Annotated in this window: 17 protein-coding genes; 7 read left to right on the forward strand and 10 right to left on the reverse strand. The window is 45.5% G+C overall.

What is annotated here, in order from left to right; translation table 11 throughout:
- Positions 1–218 precede the first annotated feature (218 nt).
- Positions 219–1,697, forward strand: a complete 1,479-nt coding sequence (gene accC, locus ACE5CV_RS14245; protein WP_374950854.1) for an acetyl-CoA carboxylase biotin carboxylase subunit — start codon at positions 219–221, stop codon at positions 1,695–1,697.
- 148 nt (positions 1,698–1,845) lie between these two features.
- Here accC and ACE5CV_RS14250 read toward each other — a convergent pair whose 3' ends face one another.
- Positions 1,846–2,301 (reverse strand): NUDIX domain-containing protein, encoded by a 456-nt coding sequence (locus ACE5CV_RS14250; RefSeq protein WP_374950855.1) that lies wholly within the window; start codon positions 2,299–2,301, stop codon positions 1,846–1,848.
- An 81-nt stretch (positions 2,302–2,382) separates the two neighbouring features.
- On the opposite strand from ACE5CV_RS14250, the gene ACE5CV_RS14255 reads away from it, so the two are divergent.
- Both ACE5CV_RS14255 and ACE5CV_RS14260 read left to right on the forward strand, forming a co-directional pair.
- Positions 2,383–2,880: an SRPBCC domain-containing protein gene (locus ACE5CV_RS14255; RefSeq protein ID WP_374950856.1), complete on the forward strand. Its 498-nt coding sequence runs from the start codon at positions 2,383–2,385 to the stop codon at positions 2,878–2,880.
- A gap of 66 nt (positions 2,881–2,946) precedes the next feature.
- Entirely contained in the window at positions 2,947–3,531 is a 585-nt protein-coding gene (locus ACE5CV_RS14260) for a riboflavin synthase (RefSeq protein WP_374950857.1), read from the forward strand.
- Here ACE5CV_RS14260 and ACE5CV_RS14265 read toward each other — a convergent pair.
- Complete coding sequence (locus ACE5CV_RS14265; protein WP_374950858.1) at positions 3,528–4,679, reverse strand: hypothetical protein; 1,152 nt, start codon at positions 4,677–4,679, stop codon at positions 3,528–3,530. The genes ACE5CV_RS14260 and ACE5CV_RS14265 overlap by 4 nt on opposite strands.
- 89 nt (positions 4,680–4,768) lie before the next feature.
- Here ACE5CV_RS14265 and ACE5CV_RS14270 point away from each other — a divergent pair, with 89 nt between their 5' ends.
- The gene (locus tag ACE5CV_RS14270; RefSeq protein ID WP_374950859.1) at positions 4,769–5,059 is read left to right on the forward strand and encodes a hypothetical protein; all 291 of its coding nucleotides are present in this window, start codon (positions 4,769–4,771) and stop codon (positions 5,057–5,059) included.
- A gap of 91 nt (positions 5,060–5,150) precedes the next feature.
- Here ACE5CV_RS14270 and ACE5CV_RS14275 read toward each other — a convergent pair whose 3' ends face one another.
- The 4 genes from ACE5CV_RS14275 to hscA form a co-directional block, all read right to left on the reverse strand.
- Positions 5,151–6,125 carry a hypothetical protein gene (locus ACE5CV_RS14275; RefSeq protein WP_374950860.1) on the reverse strand — a complete coding sequence of 325 codons (975 nt, stop codon included), beginning with the start codon at positions 6,123–6,125 and terminating at the stop codon, positions 5,151–5,153.
- Between the two features lie 90 nt (positions 6,126–6,215).
- Positions 6,216–7,238, reverse strand: a complete 1,023-nt coding sequence (locus tag ACE5CV_RS14280) for an alpha/beta hydrolase family protein (protein WP_374950861.1) — start codon at positions 7,236–7,238, stop codon at positions 6,216–6,218.
- 64 nt (positions 7,239–7,302) lie between these two features.
- Complete coding sequence (locus tag ACE5CV_RS14285; RefSeq protein WP_374950862.1) at positions 7,303–7,881, reverse strand: Crp/Fnr family transcriptional regulator; 579 nt, start codon at positions 7,879–7,881, stop codon at positions 7,303–7,305.
- A 62-nt stretch (positions 7,882–7,943) separates the two neighbouring features.
- Positions 7,944–9,800 (reverse strand): Fe-S protein assembly chaperone HscA, encoded by a 1,857-nt coding sequence (gene hscA / locus ACE5CV_RS14290; protein WP_374950863.1) that lies wholly within the window; start codon positions 9,798–9,800, stop codon positions 7,944–7,946.
- 193 nt (positions 9,801–9,993) lie between these two features.
- Between hscA and ACE5CV_RS14295 the strand changes: the two genes are divergently transcribed.
- On the forward strand, positions 9,994–12,804 hold the full coding sequence (locus tag ACE5CV_RS14295) for a TolB family protein (protein ID WP_374950864.1): 2,811 nt from the start codon (positions 9,994–9,996) through the stop codon (positions 12,802–12,804).
- A gap of 48 nt (positions 12,805–12,852) precedes the next feature.
- Here the strand turns inward: ACE5CV_RS14295 and ACE5CV_RS14300 are convergent, their stop codons facing one another.
- From ACE5CV_RS14300 to ACE5CV_RS14310, 3 genes are all read right to left on the reverse strand, one after another.
- Positions 12,853–13,617, reverse strand: a complete 765-nt coding sequence (locus ACE5CV_RS14300) for a copper homeostasis protein CutC (protein ID WP_374950865.1) — start codon at positions 13,615–13,617, stop codon at positions 12,853–12,855.
- A 101-nt stretch (positions 13,618–13,718) separates the two neighbouring features.
- Complete coding sequence (locus ACE5CV_RS14305) at positions 13,719–14,741, reverse strand: N(4)-(beta-N-acetylglucosaminyl)-L-asparaginase (RefSeq protein ID WP_374950866.1); 1,023 nt, start codon at positions 14,739–14,741, stop codon at positions 13,719–13,721.
- Positions 14,742–14,841: 100 nt separating this feature from the next.
- The gene (locus ACE5CV_RS14310; protein WP_374950867.1) at positions 14,842–15,273 is read right to left on the reverse strand and encodes a DUF2007 domain-containing protein; all 432 of its coding nucleotides are present in this window, start codon (positions 15,271–15,273) and stop codon (positions 14,842–14,844) included.
- A gap of 56 nt (positions 15,274–15,329) precedes the next feature.
- Here ACE5CV_RS14310 and ACE5CV_RS14315 point away from each other — a divergent pair, with 56 nt between their 5' ends.
- Together ACE5CV_RS14315 and ACE5CV_RS14320 are read left to right on the forward strand one after the other, a co-directional pair.
- Positions 15,330–16,292, forward strand: coding sequence for a helix-turn-helix transcriptional regulator (locus ACE5CV_RS14315; RefSeq protein WP_374950868.1), 963 nt, complete (start codon positions 15,330–15,332; stop codon positions 16,290–16,292).
- A 214-nt stretch (positions 16,293–16,506) separates the two neighbouring features.
- On the forward strand, positions 16,507–16,941 hold the full coding sequence (locus tag ACE5CV_RS14320) for an SRPBCC domain-containing protein (protein WP_374950869.1): 435 nt from the start codon (positions 16,507–16,509) through the stop codon (positions 16,939–16,941).
- Here ACE5CV_RS14320 and ACE5CV_RS14325 read toward each other — a convergent pair whose 3' ends face one another.
- On the reverse strand, positions 16,942–18,276 hold the full coding sequence (locus tag ACE5CV_RS14325; protein ID WP_374950870.1) for a dihydroorotase: 1,335 nt from the start codon (positions 18,274–18,276) through the stop codon (positions 16,942–16,944).
- Positions 18,277–18,336 lie beyond the last annotated feature (60 nt).

The raw sequence follows: 18,336 nt of genomic DNA on the forward strand, positions 1-18,336 counted from the left end.
GCGTCATGTTTGTTGCCGGTATCACTTATCCAAGATGATTTCTCGCCGCTGCGCTTCCCTCAAAATGACAGAGTGAGTATTGTCATTTCGAACCGAGGTACGAGGGAGAAATCCTCTGCGTTAACCAAGATTTCCACTCTCATCCCTAAAGTTCCTCGTCTTTCCGATCCCCCAAATCACATTTCAATTTTAAACTTAATCCACTACATTTGTTACCTATGCAAAAAATACTGGTAGCAAACCGGGGCGAGATCGCTTTACGGGTAATGCGCTCGGCGCGTGAAATGGGGATCAAAACTGTAGCTGTTTATTCGGCTGCCGACAGGTATGCCTTGCACGTTCGCTACGCCGATGAAGCCGTATTTATAGGCGAGGCACCATCCAATCAGTCTTACCTGGTAGGCGATAAGATCATCGATGCCTGTAAGCAAACGGGCGCACAAGGTATCCATCCCGGCTATGGCTTTTTGAGTGAAAATGCCGCTTTTGCAAGGCTGGTACGCGAAGCCGGCCTCATACTTATCGGCCCCTCGCCAGAGGCTATGGAAGTAATGGGCAACAAGCTATCTGCCAAAGCCGCCGCGTTAAAATATAACATCCCCATGGTGCCGGGAACCGAAGAGGCCATAACCGATATAGCCGAAGCAAAGCTGCGCGCCGTTGAAGTAGGTTTCCCAATACTGATCAAGGCTGCTGCCGGCGGCGGTGGCAAAGGGATGCGCATTGTTGATGCCCCGGATGATTTTGAAGAACAAATGAACCTTGCCGTATCCGAGGCTACTTCGGCCTTTGGCGATGGTTCGGTATTTATAGAGCGTTACGTTTCGTCACCAAGGCATATTGAGATCCAGGTGCTGGGCGATACCCACGGCAATATTGTACATTTATTTGAGCGCGACTGCTCGGTGCAGCGCCGCCATCAGAAAGTGATCGAAGAAGCGCCTTCGTTTGTCCTGACACCGCAGATACGCGAGGCAATGGGTAAATGTGCCGTTGATGTTGCCCGGTCGGTAAATTACACCGGTGCAGGTACGGTAGAGTTTATTATGGACGATGCGCTGAACTTTTACTTCCTGGAAATGAACACGCGCCTGCAGGTAGAGCATCCCGTAACAGAGCTGATCACCGGTATAGACCTGGTTAAAGAACAGATCCGCATTGCCCGCAGCGAGGCCATCAGCTTTAGGCAGGAAGATCTGAAAATTAACGGACACGCCATGGAACTGCGCGTGTATGCGGAAGATCCTGACAATAATTTTTTACCGGATATTGGTACGCTGCAAACTTATATTACCCCAAAAGGCCCCGGTGTACGTGTAGATGACGGGTTTGAGCAGGGTATGGAGATCCCTATCTATTATGACCCGATGATTGCCAAACTGATCACTTACGGCAAAGACCGAACGGAAGCCATTGAGCGAATGATCCGCGCTATTGACGAGTACATCATCACCGGTATCACAACCACGCTGCCCTTTGGTAAATTTGTAATGCAGCATGAGGCCTTTACCTCGGGCAATTTCGACACTCACTTTGTAAAGAAATATTTTACACCTGATTCCCTGCAAACCGGCAACGAAACAGAGGCTTTAATAGCCGCCCTTGTTATGGAAAAATTATTGGCCGCAAAAAAGTTAGCAGTGGCAGAAACAGCGGTTGCAGGCGAAAGTAACTGGGTGAAGAACAGAAGGGTATAATGAATTTTTGTGATAAAGGTTAACAAAGGTTACACTTTTTCTTAGTTTCATCGCTTAATAAACTGATTTTAAGACACTTTTAAAAACGGTGGGTTAACACTCCTTTTAGGAATATTTTGCATTCTAGGCAGCTTGTGACAACGGGTAATTATATCAAATTTTCCAGTTCGTTTAGCAATGCTACCTGGCCGGGAATGATCTTTAGCCTGGCCGTGGTCAAATCGAACCAGTCGGCGCGGTCCACTTCTTCAAAGCTGGCGCGTCTGCCAGATTTGGGCGGCCACTCCATTTCAAACAAATTACTTTTGATGGCAGTATGGTCAATATTGCCCTGCAAACACCAGGCGTAGATCATCTTGCCACTTTTTTGCTTTACAGGTGTTAACTGAACAAAATCACCGGATACCACCTGGCCTGTTTCCTCTTCAAACTCGCGCTGTGCAGCCTTAAGCGGTCCCTCCTCATCTAAAAACTCCCCCTTAGGGATGCTCCATGCCCCGACATCTTTATTTTTCCAGAACGGCCCGCCGGGATGAACTAAAAATACCTGTGGCTCACCGTTTGTTTTACGATATAAAAGTATCCCGGCGCTTTGCTTTGGCATATGAATGTTTTACTGTTAATAGCAAAACACAAAGTTTAATAGTTAGTTTTACTATTATAAACCAATACTTACCTTGCTGCCATGGAAGATAACCGCTGGACTAAATTCACGCTTTACGGCGACTATAACGTTGATCTGCGCAGCCTTTATATGGCTTGGGCAACACCTGCCGGATTAGAAAAGTGGTTTTTACGTAAGGCCGATTTTTTTACCGTTCCACTAAGGCTGCGCGCCGCCGACGAGCAAATCTTAAAGGAAGATACGTACACCTGGTACTGGCATGGTTATCATAACGATATTTTTCAGAAAGGCAGTGTGTTAGAAGCCAACGGGCAAGACCTTATAAAATTTACCTTTTCGGGCGAAAGCATCGTTACCGTCAACTTTTCCACCCGACATGGCCTTACCATCATAGAGCTTACTCAAGAGAACATCCCGCAGGAAGCCGATCCTGAAAAAAGCCTGTTTGTACAATGCCAAATAGGGTGGACCTTTTATCTGGCCAACCTCAAATCGGTATTGGAGGGCGGTAAAGACCTGCGCAATAAACGGGTTGACCTAAAAAGCTGTTTCAAATAGTTCATTTAAATATCCTCTTATCAGATCTGCTGGAAATGAAACGCCAAATAGTTTAATTTTGCGGCTATGTTTACAGGTATTATAGAAACATTGGGTAAAGTGACCGATCTGCGTCACGATCAGGGTAATCTGCATATCACTGTCGAATCCGCTATCGCTAATGAATTGAAGATCGATCAGTCGGTAGCGCACAACGGCGTTTGCCTTACCGTTATCGCCCTTACTGAAAATACGCATACCGTTACCGCCATTGAAGAAACGCTGAATAAAACCAGCATAGGCGACCTTAAGGTTGGCGAACCGGTTAATTTGGAACGGTGCGTGCAAATGAACGCCCGTTTAGACGGCCATATCGTACAGGGGCATGTAGACCAAACCGCTACCTGCACGGTTTTTAAGGAGCTGGAAGGTAGCTGGGAGTACACCTTTGCGTACGACAGCGCTACAGGAAATGTTACGGTAGAAAAAGGATCTATCTGCGTAAACGGTATCAGCCTAACGGTGGTGAACTCGGGAACTGACCATTTTTCGGTAGCTATTATACCTTACACCTACGAGCACACTAATTTGCATAACGTGCGCGTTGGCACAAAAGTTAACCTGGAGTTTGATATTATAGGCAAATACGTTGCCCGCCTGATGAACCGTTAGCGGCCAAGCATTGCCAACCTGCTTTTTGAATAGTCGATAAAACTTTTTTGTTTCTCGACTGGTGGTTTGGCCGCAAGGTATAATCTGTAATACTTTACTGCATTTTTTTTGTCTTTAAGATTGGTGTCGTACAGACTGGCCATCGAGTAATAGATCATGGCGTTCTGATCATCAAACTGAACGCTTTTTTGATAAGCCTGCGCCGCTTTTTTGTATTTCAGCAATTTCTCGTTACTGTCGGCAATCTCACCATAATAGGAGGCTACATTAGGAGATACTCCCTCATTAATGGCAAGATACATTTTAGCGATAGCCATTTTATTATCCTTTAGAGCTTTATAAGCCAGCGCCCAATAGTAGTAACTTGTTTCATTCTGCGCCAGCTGGGTCATATCGGCAAAGGTCTCGGCGCTACACTGGTAATTTTTGATGTTGTAATAGCCTACACCAAGTTTGGTAAGCACCTGGCCCGAATTATTACCCGCCTTTATCAACTTTAAACCGGTTTCAATCGTTTCAGGCCATTTCTTTTGGACATAAACAAGTTTAAGCAGGCTGTTCAACAATACAATATTTTCCGGATCCGCGGCTATAGCTGCCGCCAAAACCTTCTCGGCAGTCGAGTTGAATTTGAGGCTAACATAAACATCGCTCAAATCTGATGCTACGTCCGGTTCGGCCGGGTTTAATTTGTTGGCCTTTTGCAAATAGTAAATGTACTGCGGGATATCTGATTTATCGCTGCTGATGGTGGCCAGCTGCTTGTAAACCAAAAAGTTGGTTGTATCGCGAAGGATTATCTTTTTATAAAAGCCCTCGGCTTTGACGGCGTTGCCCCGGCGCAGGTTAAGGCTGCCAAGGCTGTACAGCACACTTAAATTGGTGGAGTCGGCATTGTAAATGCGCTGGTAGTAGCCTTCAGCGTCGGACAAACGGCCGGCCATATTTGCGGTATAAGCCAGCTGCGCCAAAGGCTTTATCCCGCTAACCGGTTCGGGGTAGATCTTCTTCAGGTAATCGGCTGCCTCGGCAAAACGCTGATTTTGATAGTATTCTAACAGCAGCGCGTCGTTGGCCTTGCTGGCTTGCTGGGAAAAAACCGTTGCAGACAGGCAGATGAACATTAAAGTCGACAAGATAGATTTCATATTAACTAAATTATTAGTTATAAACGATAATTCCAAATGGTAAACAATTTTTGCATGCCGGCGTTGTAGTGTTATAAATTGAAGAAACTATGGATAAGATAAGAAAATTTGAATTGATGGAAAAGATTGTCCATGAATTAGAAGATTTGAAGAACAGTAACCAGGCGTTAATCCAAAAGATCGCTAAGATCGAAGTAGATAATATTGACCTTGGTAATAAAAGGTTAGAAAAAGACCTGCCGGACATGCATCAGCGTATTGCAGATAACCTGGATACCATTGCCAGTATCCTAGAAGATTTTGCCGGCCAAACCGACGAGTTTAGCGATAAGAACAACATTGCTGCACTGAAAGAGCAGGAAGAAATAGACAAGCTGTAATTACATTACAGTTTAAAATAAAAGAGGCCCCAAAATGGGGCCTCTTTTATTTTAAGGGTTTTTTTGATTATGGTGTTAGCCCCGCTTTATCTTATTGATACTGAATGTAAATAGGAGCGGGCTTTAAACTCAATACCTCTTTGGGTGTCATCATCCTTTTCGGCGCATTCTTGATGTCGTTTTTATAGAAGAGTTTAAAGCCGGTAAACTGCACCGGCTCGCCGGCAACAAAATACTTATACGTGCCTTTTTTTAGATCAGGGCCGCCCCAGCCGTCCATGTCCATCACAAACTGCACATTGTTGTGAAGCTTAATGTCCTGATAATTGGTTACCATGCGCTTGGTAAAACGGTGTACTACAAAGATCTTTGGCGGCAGGTTGTATTTTTTACAAAGGCTGTTCAGATAATCGCTAACAAAGTTAATGTCTCTGGCATCAAACGTACCAATACGCTTGCCAGGTACGCTGCCTTCCTTCATAGAAAACTCCGGGTCGATCCCGAAATGCACGTTAGGCATCTTTAGGTATTTCTCCAGCATAGGCAGCTCTTTTTCAACTGTGCTGTAGCCGACTTGTATATCCAAAAAAACCAGTGCGTTAATTGGTTTGGCCATCTCAATAACCTTATCTATCTGGCTAAAGGGCATACGCAGGCTGTGTAAACCATTCCGGCCGGCATCGGCCTGCGCGGTAATGCAGATGTAGTGCAGCGCAGGTTTAACCGGGGTCGACGGATCAGCCGCCTCCCAAGTCTTAACCTCGGCCATTAATTTTTCGCGCATAACCGATGGTTCGTACTGGCCCAAAGCCCCCATGTTTTTCGAATACATATTACCATAGTAGGCCACAATCCTGTAAAACGGAAGAATGGCACCTGGCAGGGGATATGGTTTCACGGGCCACTTGCCGGTTTTATCGCCATTTGTCAAGCGTCTCATAAGCGAGTCGTAACGGGCGGTATCGAGCGGCGCTTTTATTGTACTGTCTTTAGCTGTGGTTTGTGCGGATGCGTTGACTGTTAAAAAAGTTGTAACGAGTAGCAGGGTGCGGAAAATGTATTTCAATTGCTTTAATTTAGATGCAATGTTAACATTATCTGTCAACATAAGTTTAACTGCATTTAAAATATCTTACCCCGGATAAGTCGACCATTATTACCGAAGCGTTTCACCGAAAAAGCGCACAGCCATTGCACCAACTTTATCATGTATGGCATGGCGGTCAACGTCCGGTCCGTCGTTAAAAATCATTCCGCCGTTCTTTTTCAGATCGCCCAAAGCCTCATTAAGAAAAACGTAATGCCCGGCCTTACCCGGAACGATGTAAAGTTTTGATCGGGGCATCAGCTTATGGTAATGCGCGGCATTGGTTTTTACCGGCGTAATGCTGTCACTTTGTGCGCCTACGATGTATAAGGGGATATTTCCATCCTTGAATTGATCTCTTTTAGTAAACCCCTGGCCAACAGCCGGGCATATGGTAAACACCGATTTGATACGGCTATCTTTAAGTGGCGGGCTTTTAGCAAAAGAAGCTTTGATCTCATCATCATTGATGGTAGTGGGAAGGTTGGGGAATTCAGGGATCGTCATTTCCTTTATCCCACCGGGTGTATGGCTATATTGGTCTAAAGCATCCAGATCCAGCTTTGCACCGGCCAGGGCGATAACCGTGTAGCCGCCTATCGAAAACCCTGCCGCACCAATGCGGTCTTTATCTATCACTTTGCTTAATTGCTTATCGTTCAGCAGTTGAGTGAGTACAAAGCTGATGTCCTGCGCACGTTGCCAGGGCGTTACAAAATTAATGGCGATCTTATTATCGTGCGTGTTCCCCCAATGATCTACCGCTGCAACAATAAAGCCTTGCTTTACCAGCATATCTGCCAGCCATTCCATAGTTAAACGACCGCCGCCTGTACCGTGAGATAACATAATGAGCGGATGCTTTTGTAAAGGGAGGCTGCCATTGCGAACAGTTGGCTCGTGTACAAAAGGGAAACCCTCTTTCAAAGCGGGTTTAGTCCTTGCGTCTGACGTGGGGTACCAAACCTCGGTGGTTAGCGGCCGTTTGCGGGCCGTATCATTAAATTTAAAAGTTTGCTCGCCGATAAGTGTTTGTGCGGACGACGTAAATGGCAGCAGGATAAGCAGTAGCAGGGTGTGTTTTAGTTTCATTGGTTAAATTGATATACAAAACAAGTTGTTTTAGGGATGCTGGTTATTGACAAATGTCAATTATTTATTTTTTTGATTTAAGCCGGCTCAAGGTTTCTTGTGAGATGCCCAAATAATCGGCGATGATCTTGGAGGGCAGCGTTTGGATAAGCGTTGGATGGGTTTTTAATAGTTGCTGATAGCGCTGTTTGGCATCCATGGTGATAAGGCTTTCTATCCGTTTAATCGACGCAATGTAATCCATCTGCAGGCTAAGGCGATAACCATGTTCATAACCCGGGATAATTTCAAACAGATTATTAAAGTCGTGGTGGTTGATGTAAAGCACATCTGAAGGTAAAACACTTTGTATGGCAGCCAGCGACGGCTCCTGCAAAGTAAAGCTAGGGAAGGCGGTGCCAAACCTGTTCTCCGTCACCAAGAAACGGGTAGATTCTTTCCCGTTAACATCGAGCATAAATACCCGCAGGCAGCCTGAGTTTACGAAATAAATGTAGGGGCAAACATCCCCGGCGTGCAGCAGTATCTCGTTCCGCTTAGTGGTTTTATGCCTAAACTTACTGCAAAACAAATCGGCATACTCTCCGGCAACCTTAAATGTTGCAATGAATTTGCGGAGTTGTGTGTACGGATCTGCAGTCATGGTTGATAGGCAATGAATTTCTAAAATACTAAAAATTCAACTATCAACCAGCCCGTTGTATTTTAGTCTATACTTTTGCCCTTCATTGCGGTGCTGATGGCTACATCCATCACACGCTCGGCAAAGGGGCGGGTAAAGTTGTTCAGTACGTCTATTTTAGCATGAATAAGGTCCTTTTCGCCTGTACTTAATGCGGCTTTCAAAGCCTCCAGATGGATGTGGGTATCACTTATCTCCGTAGCGTTTAACAGCGTGCGATTCTTTTCCAAAAACCGCTCTACCGTGTAAACCATCTGGTCCGCTTCGGTTTTGGCCTCTATCAGCATCCGTGCGCTTACGTCGTCCTTAGCGTGGGTAATGCTGTCCATCAGCATCTGTTCAACCAGGTCGTCGTTAATGCCGTAAGCCGGTTTCACTTCAACTTCCTGCTTAACACCGCTGCGCAGCTCAATGGCCTGGATTTTCAAAATGCCATCTGCGTTCAATATAAAATTGATGTCTACCTTAGGGAAACCGGCAGGCATTGCAGGGATACCCTTTAACTCAAATTCGGCCAGTTTACGGTTTTCGCTAATCAAATCGCGCTCGCCCTGGTAAACGGCTATTTTCATGTTTACCTGGCCATCTTTGCTGGTCGTGTATTGCCTGCCCGCTTTAGTAGGGATTTTTGAGTTGCGCGGGATAATGGTATCCATTAACCCACCCATTGTTTCGATACCTAACGATAGTGGGGTGACATCCAGCAGTAAAATATCGCTGCGGTTGCCGGCCAAAACATCGGCCTGAATGGCTGCACCCAGGGCTACCACCTCGTCCGGGTTAACGCTATCATGAACGGGGCGGTTAAAAAATTCCGATACCATCTTTTTTACCAGAGCCGTACGGGTACTGCCACCCACCATAATTACCTCGTCTATTTGGTCAATGGCCAGCTTTGCATCCTTAAGTGCATTTTGGCAGCTGGTTATGGTTTGCTGCACCTTTGGTAAAATTAATTCTTCAAACGTGTTACGATCAATGGTACACCAGATGTCGCCTATCTTATCGTCGAATAAGCTTTGATGGGTAAAGGCCTTTTTGGCTTCTTCGGCTTTTAAACGCAACTCCTGGGTTAACTCCCGGTTATTGGCCAGCTCAGCCTTATCTAAATTATTTTTCTCTATCCAGTAATCGGCAATAGCACGGTCAAAATCATCACCGCCTAAAAAGGTATCGCCATTGGTAGATAACACTTCGAAGATGCCATTTTGAATTTGCAGGATAGATACATCAAACGTACCGCCGCCCAGGTCATAAACGGCTATGGTTTTGGTTTGTTCCGGATCAAGGCCAATACCATAGGCTAAGCTTGCAGCCGTAGGCTCGTTCACAATCCGAAGCACATCTAACCCGGCAAGCTTACCGGCGTCGCGGGTAGCCTGGCGCTGCGAATCATTAAAGTAAGCCGGTACAGTAATTACCGCGCGGTTTACTGGCGTTTTAAGGGCATGTTCGGCACGCTCCTTCAGTTCTTTCAGTATCAGCCCGGATAACTCTATAGGGGTATAAAATTTATCGCCCACTTTGATTTTTACAAGGCTTTCGCTATTGTCATCAATTATCTTGTACGAAAAAAAGTTCTGGTAGTTTTTTACATCAGCATACGAGCGGCCTAACAGGCGCTTAACCGAAAATACGGTATTCTGCGGGTCGGTGATCAGATATTCCTTTGCTTCGTTACCCACCTTGATATCCCCGGTAGCACCAAAATGCACAACCGATGGCACTAATACACCTTTGCCGGTATCGTTGATCACCTTAGGGTTTTTATCCGGGTCGATAAAGGCTACCAAAGAATTGGTGGTACCAAGGTCGATCCCTACGATTATATCTTCTTTTTGTATAGAACCTGTTGCCAGGTTGATGGAAACTTTAGCCATAATTTGAGTAACAAAGCGCAAATGTACTTAGTTTTAACAGACCAAATGTCATATGGATTTCGGATTTGATCCTATGCCTCTTTAAGGCGGGCAGAATAGATGACGTGATGGTTTATTGAGTGGATCGTAAGCGCAAGCGCTGAAAGTTCTTAAATTCTTAAAATTCTGATCCAGATTACTTACTTTCATCCCAATGAAACGCCTGCTGTTGCCTTTGCTGCTCCTTAGCACTACTATTTTAAAAGCTCAGCAGTTTGGCGGCAATCCGCCGTCTGTTAAATGGCGGCAAATTAACACACCTGCAGCTAAGGTCATTTTTTCGCAGGGGCTCGACTCGTCAGCAGCACACATTGCGGCCATTGTACAGCGCATAAACCCAGCTACCAAGCCTACAATTGGCTACAAACAAAGGCAGGTAAGTATTGTGCTGCAAAACCAAACTACCGTATCTAACGGTTACGTTGGCTTAGCCCCGTTTAGGAGTGAATTTTATCTTACCCCGGAGCAGAACAGCCTGGAATTGGGCAGCCTGTCATGGCCGGTGCAACTCGCCATCCATGAGTTTAGGCATGTGCAGCAATACAACAATTTTAACGTAGGGTTATCTCATGCCCTGAAGATTGTTTTTGGAGAGGGCGGTCAGGCCTTAGGCAATGATCTGAGCATACCTAACTGGTTTTTTGAGGGTGATGCCGTTTATAACGAAACCCATGTAAGCCAACAGGGGCGGGGCAGGCTGCCTTACTTTTTTAACGGTTACCGTGCGCTATGGTCGGCTGGCCGTAATTACAGTTGGATGAAACTGCGCAACGGATCATACAGGGATTACATCCCCGACCATTACCCGATGGGTTATATGCTGGTTGCCTACGGGCGCGAACAATATGGCACCGACTTCTGGAAAAATGTAACACATGACGCCGCATCCTATAAGGGGCTATTTTACCCGTTACAACGTGCTGTTAAACAGTATTCCGGAACTACCTATCAGCAATTCCGGACGGATGCATTTAGTCGCTTTAAAAAAGAATTTGCCAGCGATAAACCCTACAGCCCACCCGGTAAACAACAACACTTTATAGCCGATCAGCTCTATCCCGCGTATGTAAACGACAGCACGCTGGTTTACCTTCAGTCGACATACAGCCGGATCCCAAAGTTTATTTTAAAAACGGGTAGCCGAGAAAAAGTTATAGGTGTGCAGGGCTTTACTACAGACGACTATTTTACCTACCGTAATGGCAAAATAATATTTGCGGGCTACCGGCCTGATCTGCGCTGGGGTTACCGCAATTATAACGAACTGATAGTTGTGGATATTAATACCGGTAAGCAACGGCGTTTGACCCGAAAAACCAAATATTTTTCACCAGCATTTAGTGATGACGGTAAACTTATTGTTGCCGTTGATGTAGCTACCACAGGTAAAAGTACGCTGCACTTACTGGATGCCGCAAGCGGTAAATTGATAAAAGCGTTGCCTAACATCCGGCACTTATTTTATACCTATCCTAAATTTTACGGAAATAATAAAGTAGCCACGGCCGTGCGTACGCCGGATGGTAAAATGTCGCTTGCGTTGATAGACATTGAAACCGGCGATGCTGATTATTTGCTGCCCTTTAGTTATCATCCTATAGCTTACCCTTCCGTACAAGGTAACATAATTTATTATACCAAAACCAACGGGACGGAAGACCGTCTTTACGCCGTGTCCGTAAAAAGTAAACGCGTACTTACGGTTTTGGGTTTGCCTCAACAAGGGTCAATAGGGGTGTATCAGCCTGCCTTAACGGCAAACAGATTGGCCTGGGCCGGGTTTACAGCCTTTGGGTATCAGGTTAAACAAATCAATAATAGCGATCTGCAGCTATTACCTGATACGGAAACTGCGCAGCCATTGTCCGAACTAAGCGTTACCAAACTGGATCAGGATTCGGCGGCGAATATACTGGCCTCTGTTGGTAATACACAATTCCCGGTTACTAAATACAGCAAGGCCCATGGCTTTTTCAACTTTCACAGCCTTATCCCAAACATCAACGATCCAAACTACTCCCTGGCCTTAGTTGGCGAAAATGTGATCAATACCTTTCAGTCCCGGTTATCTTTCAATTATAACCGGAACGAAGGTTACAAAAGGGTAGGGTACAATGGTATTTATGGCGGGCTGTTCCCGTACATAAGTGCGGGCGCCGATTATACATTTGATCGCCGGAGCTTTTACAAAGGTAACAGCATCTACTACAACGAAACAGATGCGCACGCAGGCTTGCAGGTGCCTCTTAACCTAACTGCCGGGAGGCAAACCACGGGGCTTACTGTAGGGAGCGATATCTATTACAGCCGCAATACATTTCAGGAACCTTTCCGCGCGCAATTCAAGGACCGCCAATACGCTTACCTGTACAATTTTATCCGTTTTAGCAACCAGATACAGCAGGCCAAGCAAAATATAAATCCCCGGTTTGCTCAAAGTGTTACCATTAATTACAAAACGGCTATTACCAGTTTAAGGGCAACGCAGTTTTTGGTGTCGACAGCTTTTTATTTCCCGGGATTGGCGATCAATCACAGTTTGGTGATCAGTGCGGCGCATCAGCAAAACGGGCAAACAAATGCAATCGGTTATTCTAATGATTTTCCATTTTCTAAGGGTTATACATCAGAAAACCTTACCCGGATGGACAAGGTGGGTATTAGTTATCATTTCCCGATAGTGTACCCTGATGCAGGGGTAGCCAATCTGGCGTATCTGCTCAGGCTAAGGGGCTATTTGTTTTACGATCATACGCGCGCCTCAAGCAACCAGTTTTCGCTAAATGGTGCGCCTTTTAAAGCCAACTTCCGCTCGGCAGGTGCAGCAGTGTTTTTCGACACTAAATGGTTTAACCAGGGGAATGTTTCATTCGGCGTGCGTTACAGCCGATTGCTTGACCGGGATTATTTTGGCAGCAACGGTAAAGACATGGTGGAACTGGTATTGCCGGTGAGTATTTTCTAAATAGTAAAATGCTGATTTTGGAATTTGTAATCTAAAGGATTTAGATCTCTAGCTATTCGCCGCTTTAATGATAGCCGTTACCCTTTCGGCACTGGTTACACTTAAACTATACTCGTCCCCAAAGCCATCGCTCATCAGGATATGATCATTTTTGTATTCCATTCTACCGGCAATATTTACGCGGGCAGATGAATGCACTTCTGTTACACCGGTAAAGTGCACCAGGTCGGCTACGTTATTTTCAGTGATGCCACTGCCCGGCATAATAGCAATACGACCGGCCGCCTTTTCAACCAGGTGCATTAATACGTTTGCGCCCTCCATAGCTGTACTTTTACCGCCAGAGGTGAGTATGCGGTCGCAACCCATCTCAATAATGTCTTCCAGGGCCTTATACAGGTCTGCACACATATCAAATGCCCGGTGAAACGTTACCTGCAAGCCAAACTGTTTTGCCATACGCACAAGTTCGGTACAGCGGGTTTTGTCTATGCTGCCATCACTGTTTAACATTCCAATAACCACACCGTCACAACCGGCTTCAATGCAATTACGGATATCGGCCTGCATCAGTTCAAATTCCAGGTCGGTATATAAAAAATCGCCCCGGCGCGGCCGTATCAACACAAAAAGCTTAATATGTAAATATTTTCTTGCCAGTAATATCTGACCGTAAGATGGGGTGGTACCGCCTTCAGCAAGGTTTTCGCAAAGCTCCACCCGGCTGGCACCGCCGTCCTGAGCCGCAATAGCCGAAGTTACCGAGTTGGCGCAAACTTCGAGCTTTACTGGCGCTTTAAGTACATTGTTCATAGGTTAAGGTATGATCGTGCTGCAATCAAACTGCAATTTAAGCAATATGTATATCATAGCTGTTGTTCGTGGTAGCAGGCAATGCTATCCATGAACCCTGATTACTTCTTGTCCTCTTTGTAAAAGCTTTTACCGGGTATCAGTGTATCCTGGCTTTTGGCATCGCAAACGGCAAAGCTGAAACCTTCCTGTATCGCGTAAGCGCCATATTCACCTTTTTTATTGATGGCCAAAAAGCCTACCTGTATGTCCTTGGCCGTACCCGGTTTCTTTTTTATGATCCGGCTAACGGCTTCCTTACAGGCATTCTCCGGTGAGTAGCCCTGACGCATTAGCTCAACTACCAAAAAGCTGCCTACGTTACGGATAACCTCTTCGCCTACGCCTGTAGAGGTGGCACCGCCAACTTCGTTATCTACATATAAACCGGCACCTATGATCGGGCTGTCGCCAACGCGGCCGTGCAGTTTAAACGCCATGCCGCTGGTAGTACAGGCGCCGCTGATGTTGCCTTTGGCATCTATAGCCAGCATACCAATGGTATCGTGGTTATATTTGCTGCCGGGGCGGTGCTGCTCATTCTCGATATTTATTTTAGGGGAGTATTCGGCTTTAACGAGCCATTTTTTCCAAGCCTTTTCAGATTCCGGCGTCAGCAGTTTTTCTTTTTTGATGCCTTGCTCTACGGCAAACTGTGTAGCACCATCGCCAACCAACATAACGTGCGGCGTTTTTTCCATTACCAGGCGGGCCACCGTAATAGGGTGGGCTATGTTCTCCATTGCAGCTACCGAGCCGCAATTGCCAAATTCATCCATGATACAGGCATCAAGGGTAACGCGCCCGTCGCGGTCAGGATAACCGGCACGGCCTACCGTATGGTTTTTCATGTCTGCCTCAGGAATTTTCACACCAGCCTCTACCGCATCTAATGCACGTCCGCCTTTAGCAAGCGTTTTCCACGCTTCTTTATTGGCAGCTATACCAAAATCCCAGGTAGATATCACAATAGGTAAATTGTTGGCTGCCACAAGATCAGCAGCTTTTACGGGGCTATATTTGGATAGTGCTGTTATTGAAGCGCTTACAGCGGATAATTTAAGAAATTTACGGCGGTTGAACATGCGGCTAATATAAAGTACAGCAATATACAAGTTTTATTGTATCAGCTTTGATACAAACGGGATCTTTGGCCATCGGCATTCAAAAGTAATGCTTAAATATCTATTGAAAATCTTTACCGCAGTTAAAGCAATGCCAGGCCTTGTTAGCATAAAATGGAAAAATGCTAAGTAATATCATAAATATACGATTCATCCAATGGTGCTTTTTTTCGGTTGCGGCCCCGTGCCTCACATCTACAGAGCCGCAGTAAGGACAAACTACAGGGCTATCGCTGGTATCCTCCTCGTGTGATTCTGCTATCAAAGCATCATCTTCGGCCAATACTTCCCGGCATCGCTCCATGTCGCGCTCAAATATCTTTAATTTTATGCCACCTGCTGCCTGGTTGTAGATAGGGTTAGCCGTCAAAAAGTTCTCATCGGCAATAAAACAGGGAATGTCGTTATCTTCCAGCTTGCTACGGATAATTTGCGCCAGCATCGGGTCATAATAACTGGCGTAAGTGATGATCTTATCTCCGTTGTCTGCCATTGTGTTAATCTCAAAATTGTATACTAAGGTAACTGGTTTTTTATTTAATTTGAGGCATGAACCGCATCGACCGTATATCTGCTATCCTGATACAGCTGCAATCGCGCAGAGTGGTTAAAGCCAGCGATATTGCAGAGCGGTTTGACATTAGCCTGCGTACTGTTTACCGCGATGTTAAGACTTTGGAAGAGGCCGGCATTCCCATTATTGGCGAGGCAGGCATAGGCTATTCGATAATGGAGGGTTACCGGTTGCCGCCCATCATGTTTACCCGCGAAGAGGCGGTTGCGTTTTTAACGGCGGAGAAATTTGTAGAGAAAATGACCGATGAGTCTACTGCGGCGCAGCACCGCTCGGCTATGTACAAGATCAGGGCGATACTTAAATCGGCTGAAAAAGATGTGCTGGAAAGCCTGGATAGCAGCATTGAAGTGCTTAAGAGCCAGGTACAGCGGCGCGTAAATAATAACGATCACCTGCAAAATATCCTGAATGCTATTATGCATAAAAAGGTGCTTTGTATGGAGTATATGGCCGGCTACACGCAGGAACAAACCCAAAGGCAAGTAGAGCCGGTGGGCATCTTTTACCTGGATAGTTTTTGGCACCTGATAGCCTACTGCCGCATGCGCGCCGATTACCGCGATTTTAGGTGCGATCGTATCGTATCGCTAAAAGAAAGTGATATAACCTTTACCGGCAAACACCCCACGCTTAAAGCTTATATAGCCCAAACGGCAGAGGAGAAGAAGCTGGAGACGATCATCATCAAAGTGCAAAGCGAAATGGTGCGCTTTTTAGGTGAGCAGAAATACTATCATGGCTTTGTATCCGAACTTACATTGAAGGGCGAAACTGAAATGACCTTTTTAACAATGTCGGTAGAGGGATTTGCCCGCTGGTTTATCATGTTTGGCGATGTTGCAGAGATCGTAAGTCCGCAGCACTTGCGTAATAAAATATCCGTACTTGCTGAGAAAATTATGCAGAAGAACGAGGCAACCGTGCTATCGGTTTAAGGTTATGCTCATATTTACTATATAGTTAAATGATTGGTATAACCACCTGACCAATATATAATTTATATATAAGTATAACTTTTTGGAATGTGCTTTTCGTCTTAGAATGGACTAAGAATATTTAAAATATTTAACACCTGCTGACATACTGTTGTCAATCCAATCCCTTTTTTTGCTCTCAGGTTTTACATCCATAGATAATAAAAAATACACCATGCAGAAGTTACAGCTTACAACCACAATCGACATTAACGCACCGGCAGCCAATGTTTGGAAGGGCCTTACCGATACCGAACTGGTGCGCCGGTATTTTTTCGGTACCACGGTAAAATCTGACTGGACGAAAGGAAGCCCAATCACCTTTACCGGCGAATGGAACGGTAAAAGTTATGAAGACAAGGGTACCATTATTGAAATAACACCAGGCGAATATGTGAAATATAGCTACTGGAGTAGTATGAGCGGCACAGAAGATAAACCGGACAATTATGCCAACGTAAGTTATCGCGTAGCTGAAAACAACGGCATTACTACCCTTGAGGTAACGCAGGATAATATCAAAGACGAGGCAGCCAAAGAGCACTCTGAAAAGAGCTGGCAGGCAATGTTTGGCGGCTTAAAGCAACTGCTTGAACAACAAGTTGATTAATCAGCGATTAAAAGTAATGCGTTGCCCGCTAATGTCATTAACAAATGCGCCATTCTCGTAAGCCAAATTACCTGAAACAATGGTGCTTATTACCCTGCTATTAAAAGTGGTTTCCTCAAATGGCGACCACCCGCATTTGTAAAGGATGTTATCTTTGTTTACTTCCCACTTCTGATTCAGATTAACCAGCGTCAGGTCGGCGTAATAACCCTCGCGTATAAACCCGCGTTGTTTTATCTGGAAAATTGTTGCCACATTGTGGGCCATCTTTTCGGCTATTTGCTCAAGGGTGATCTTGCCCTGGTGATAAAGCTCCAGCATAGCAGGTAACGCGTGCTGTACCAAAGGCCCGCCGCTTGGCGCCTGTAGGTATGGTTGGGATTTTTCTTCGGCAGTGTGCGGGGCGTGATCGGTTGCTATTACGTCTATCCGGCCGGCTAAAACAGCCGCTAAAATACCGTCTCGGTCGGCCTTAGTTTTAACAGCAGGGTTCCATTTGATCAGGTTACCTTTCTCTGCATAATCAGCATCGTTAAACCATAAATGATGAATGCAGGCTTCGGCTGTTATACGCTTGTCAGCCAGCGGGATATCATTGCTGAATAAATGTATTTCGCGCTCTGTAGATATGTGCAGAATATGCAAACGGGTATTGTGTTTTTTAGCCAGTTCTACCGCCATTGAAGACGATAGATAACAAGCCTCGGTACTGCGGATTTTTGGGTGTAATCTTACCGGAATGTTTTTGCCAAGCAATTGTTTGTAATGGTTCAAATTGCTTTGAATGGTCGCCTCATCCTCGCAATGCGTTGCAATCAGCATCGGCGAATTAGCAAACAGTTGCTCTAGCGTGGTGGGGTTATCAACCAGCATATTCCCGGTAGACGAACCCATAAAAACCTTAATGCCGCAAACGTTTTTGATATCGGTACGCATAACCTCGGCCAGGTTATCATTAGATGCACCCATAAAAAAAGAATAGTTGGCCAGCGACTGGCGCGCAGCTATATCATACTTATCCTGTAACAGCTCCTGTGTTAAAGTATTGGGAACTGTATTGGGCATTTCCATAAAAGAGGTAATGCCGCCGGCAACGGCAGCCCTGCTTTCGGTGTGAATATTGCCTTTATGCGTTAACCCCGGTTCGCGAAAATGCACCTGATCGTCAATGCAGCCCGGGAAAAGGTATAAGCCCTCCGCATTGATCTCTTTATCTGCCTCGAAATTGATACTGCTATCTATTTTTTCGATCAGATCGTTTTTTATAAGTACATCAGCATTAAATTGCTTTCCTTCATTAACGATTGTTGCAGATTTGATGAGGATGGTGGGCATAGAGCAAAGATAACAGTTAGTCGGAAAGTCTGATGTCAGAAAGATGAATTAAAGTTTTGT

It is taken from the genome of Mucilaginibacter sp., from assembly GCF_964263795.1.
GTDB lineage: Bacteria > Bacteroidota > Bacteroidia > Sphingobacteriales > Sphingobacteriaceae > Mucilaginibacter.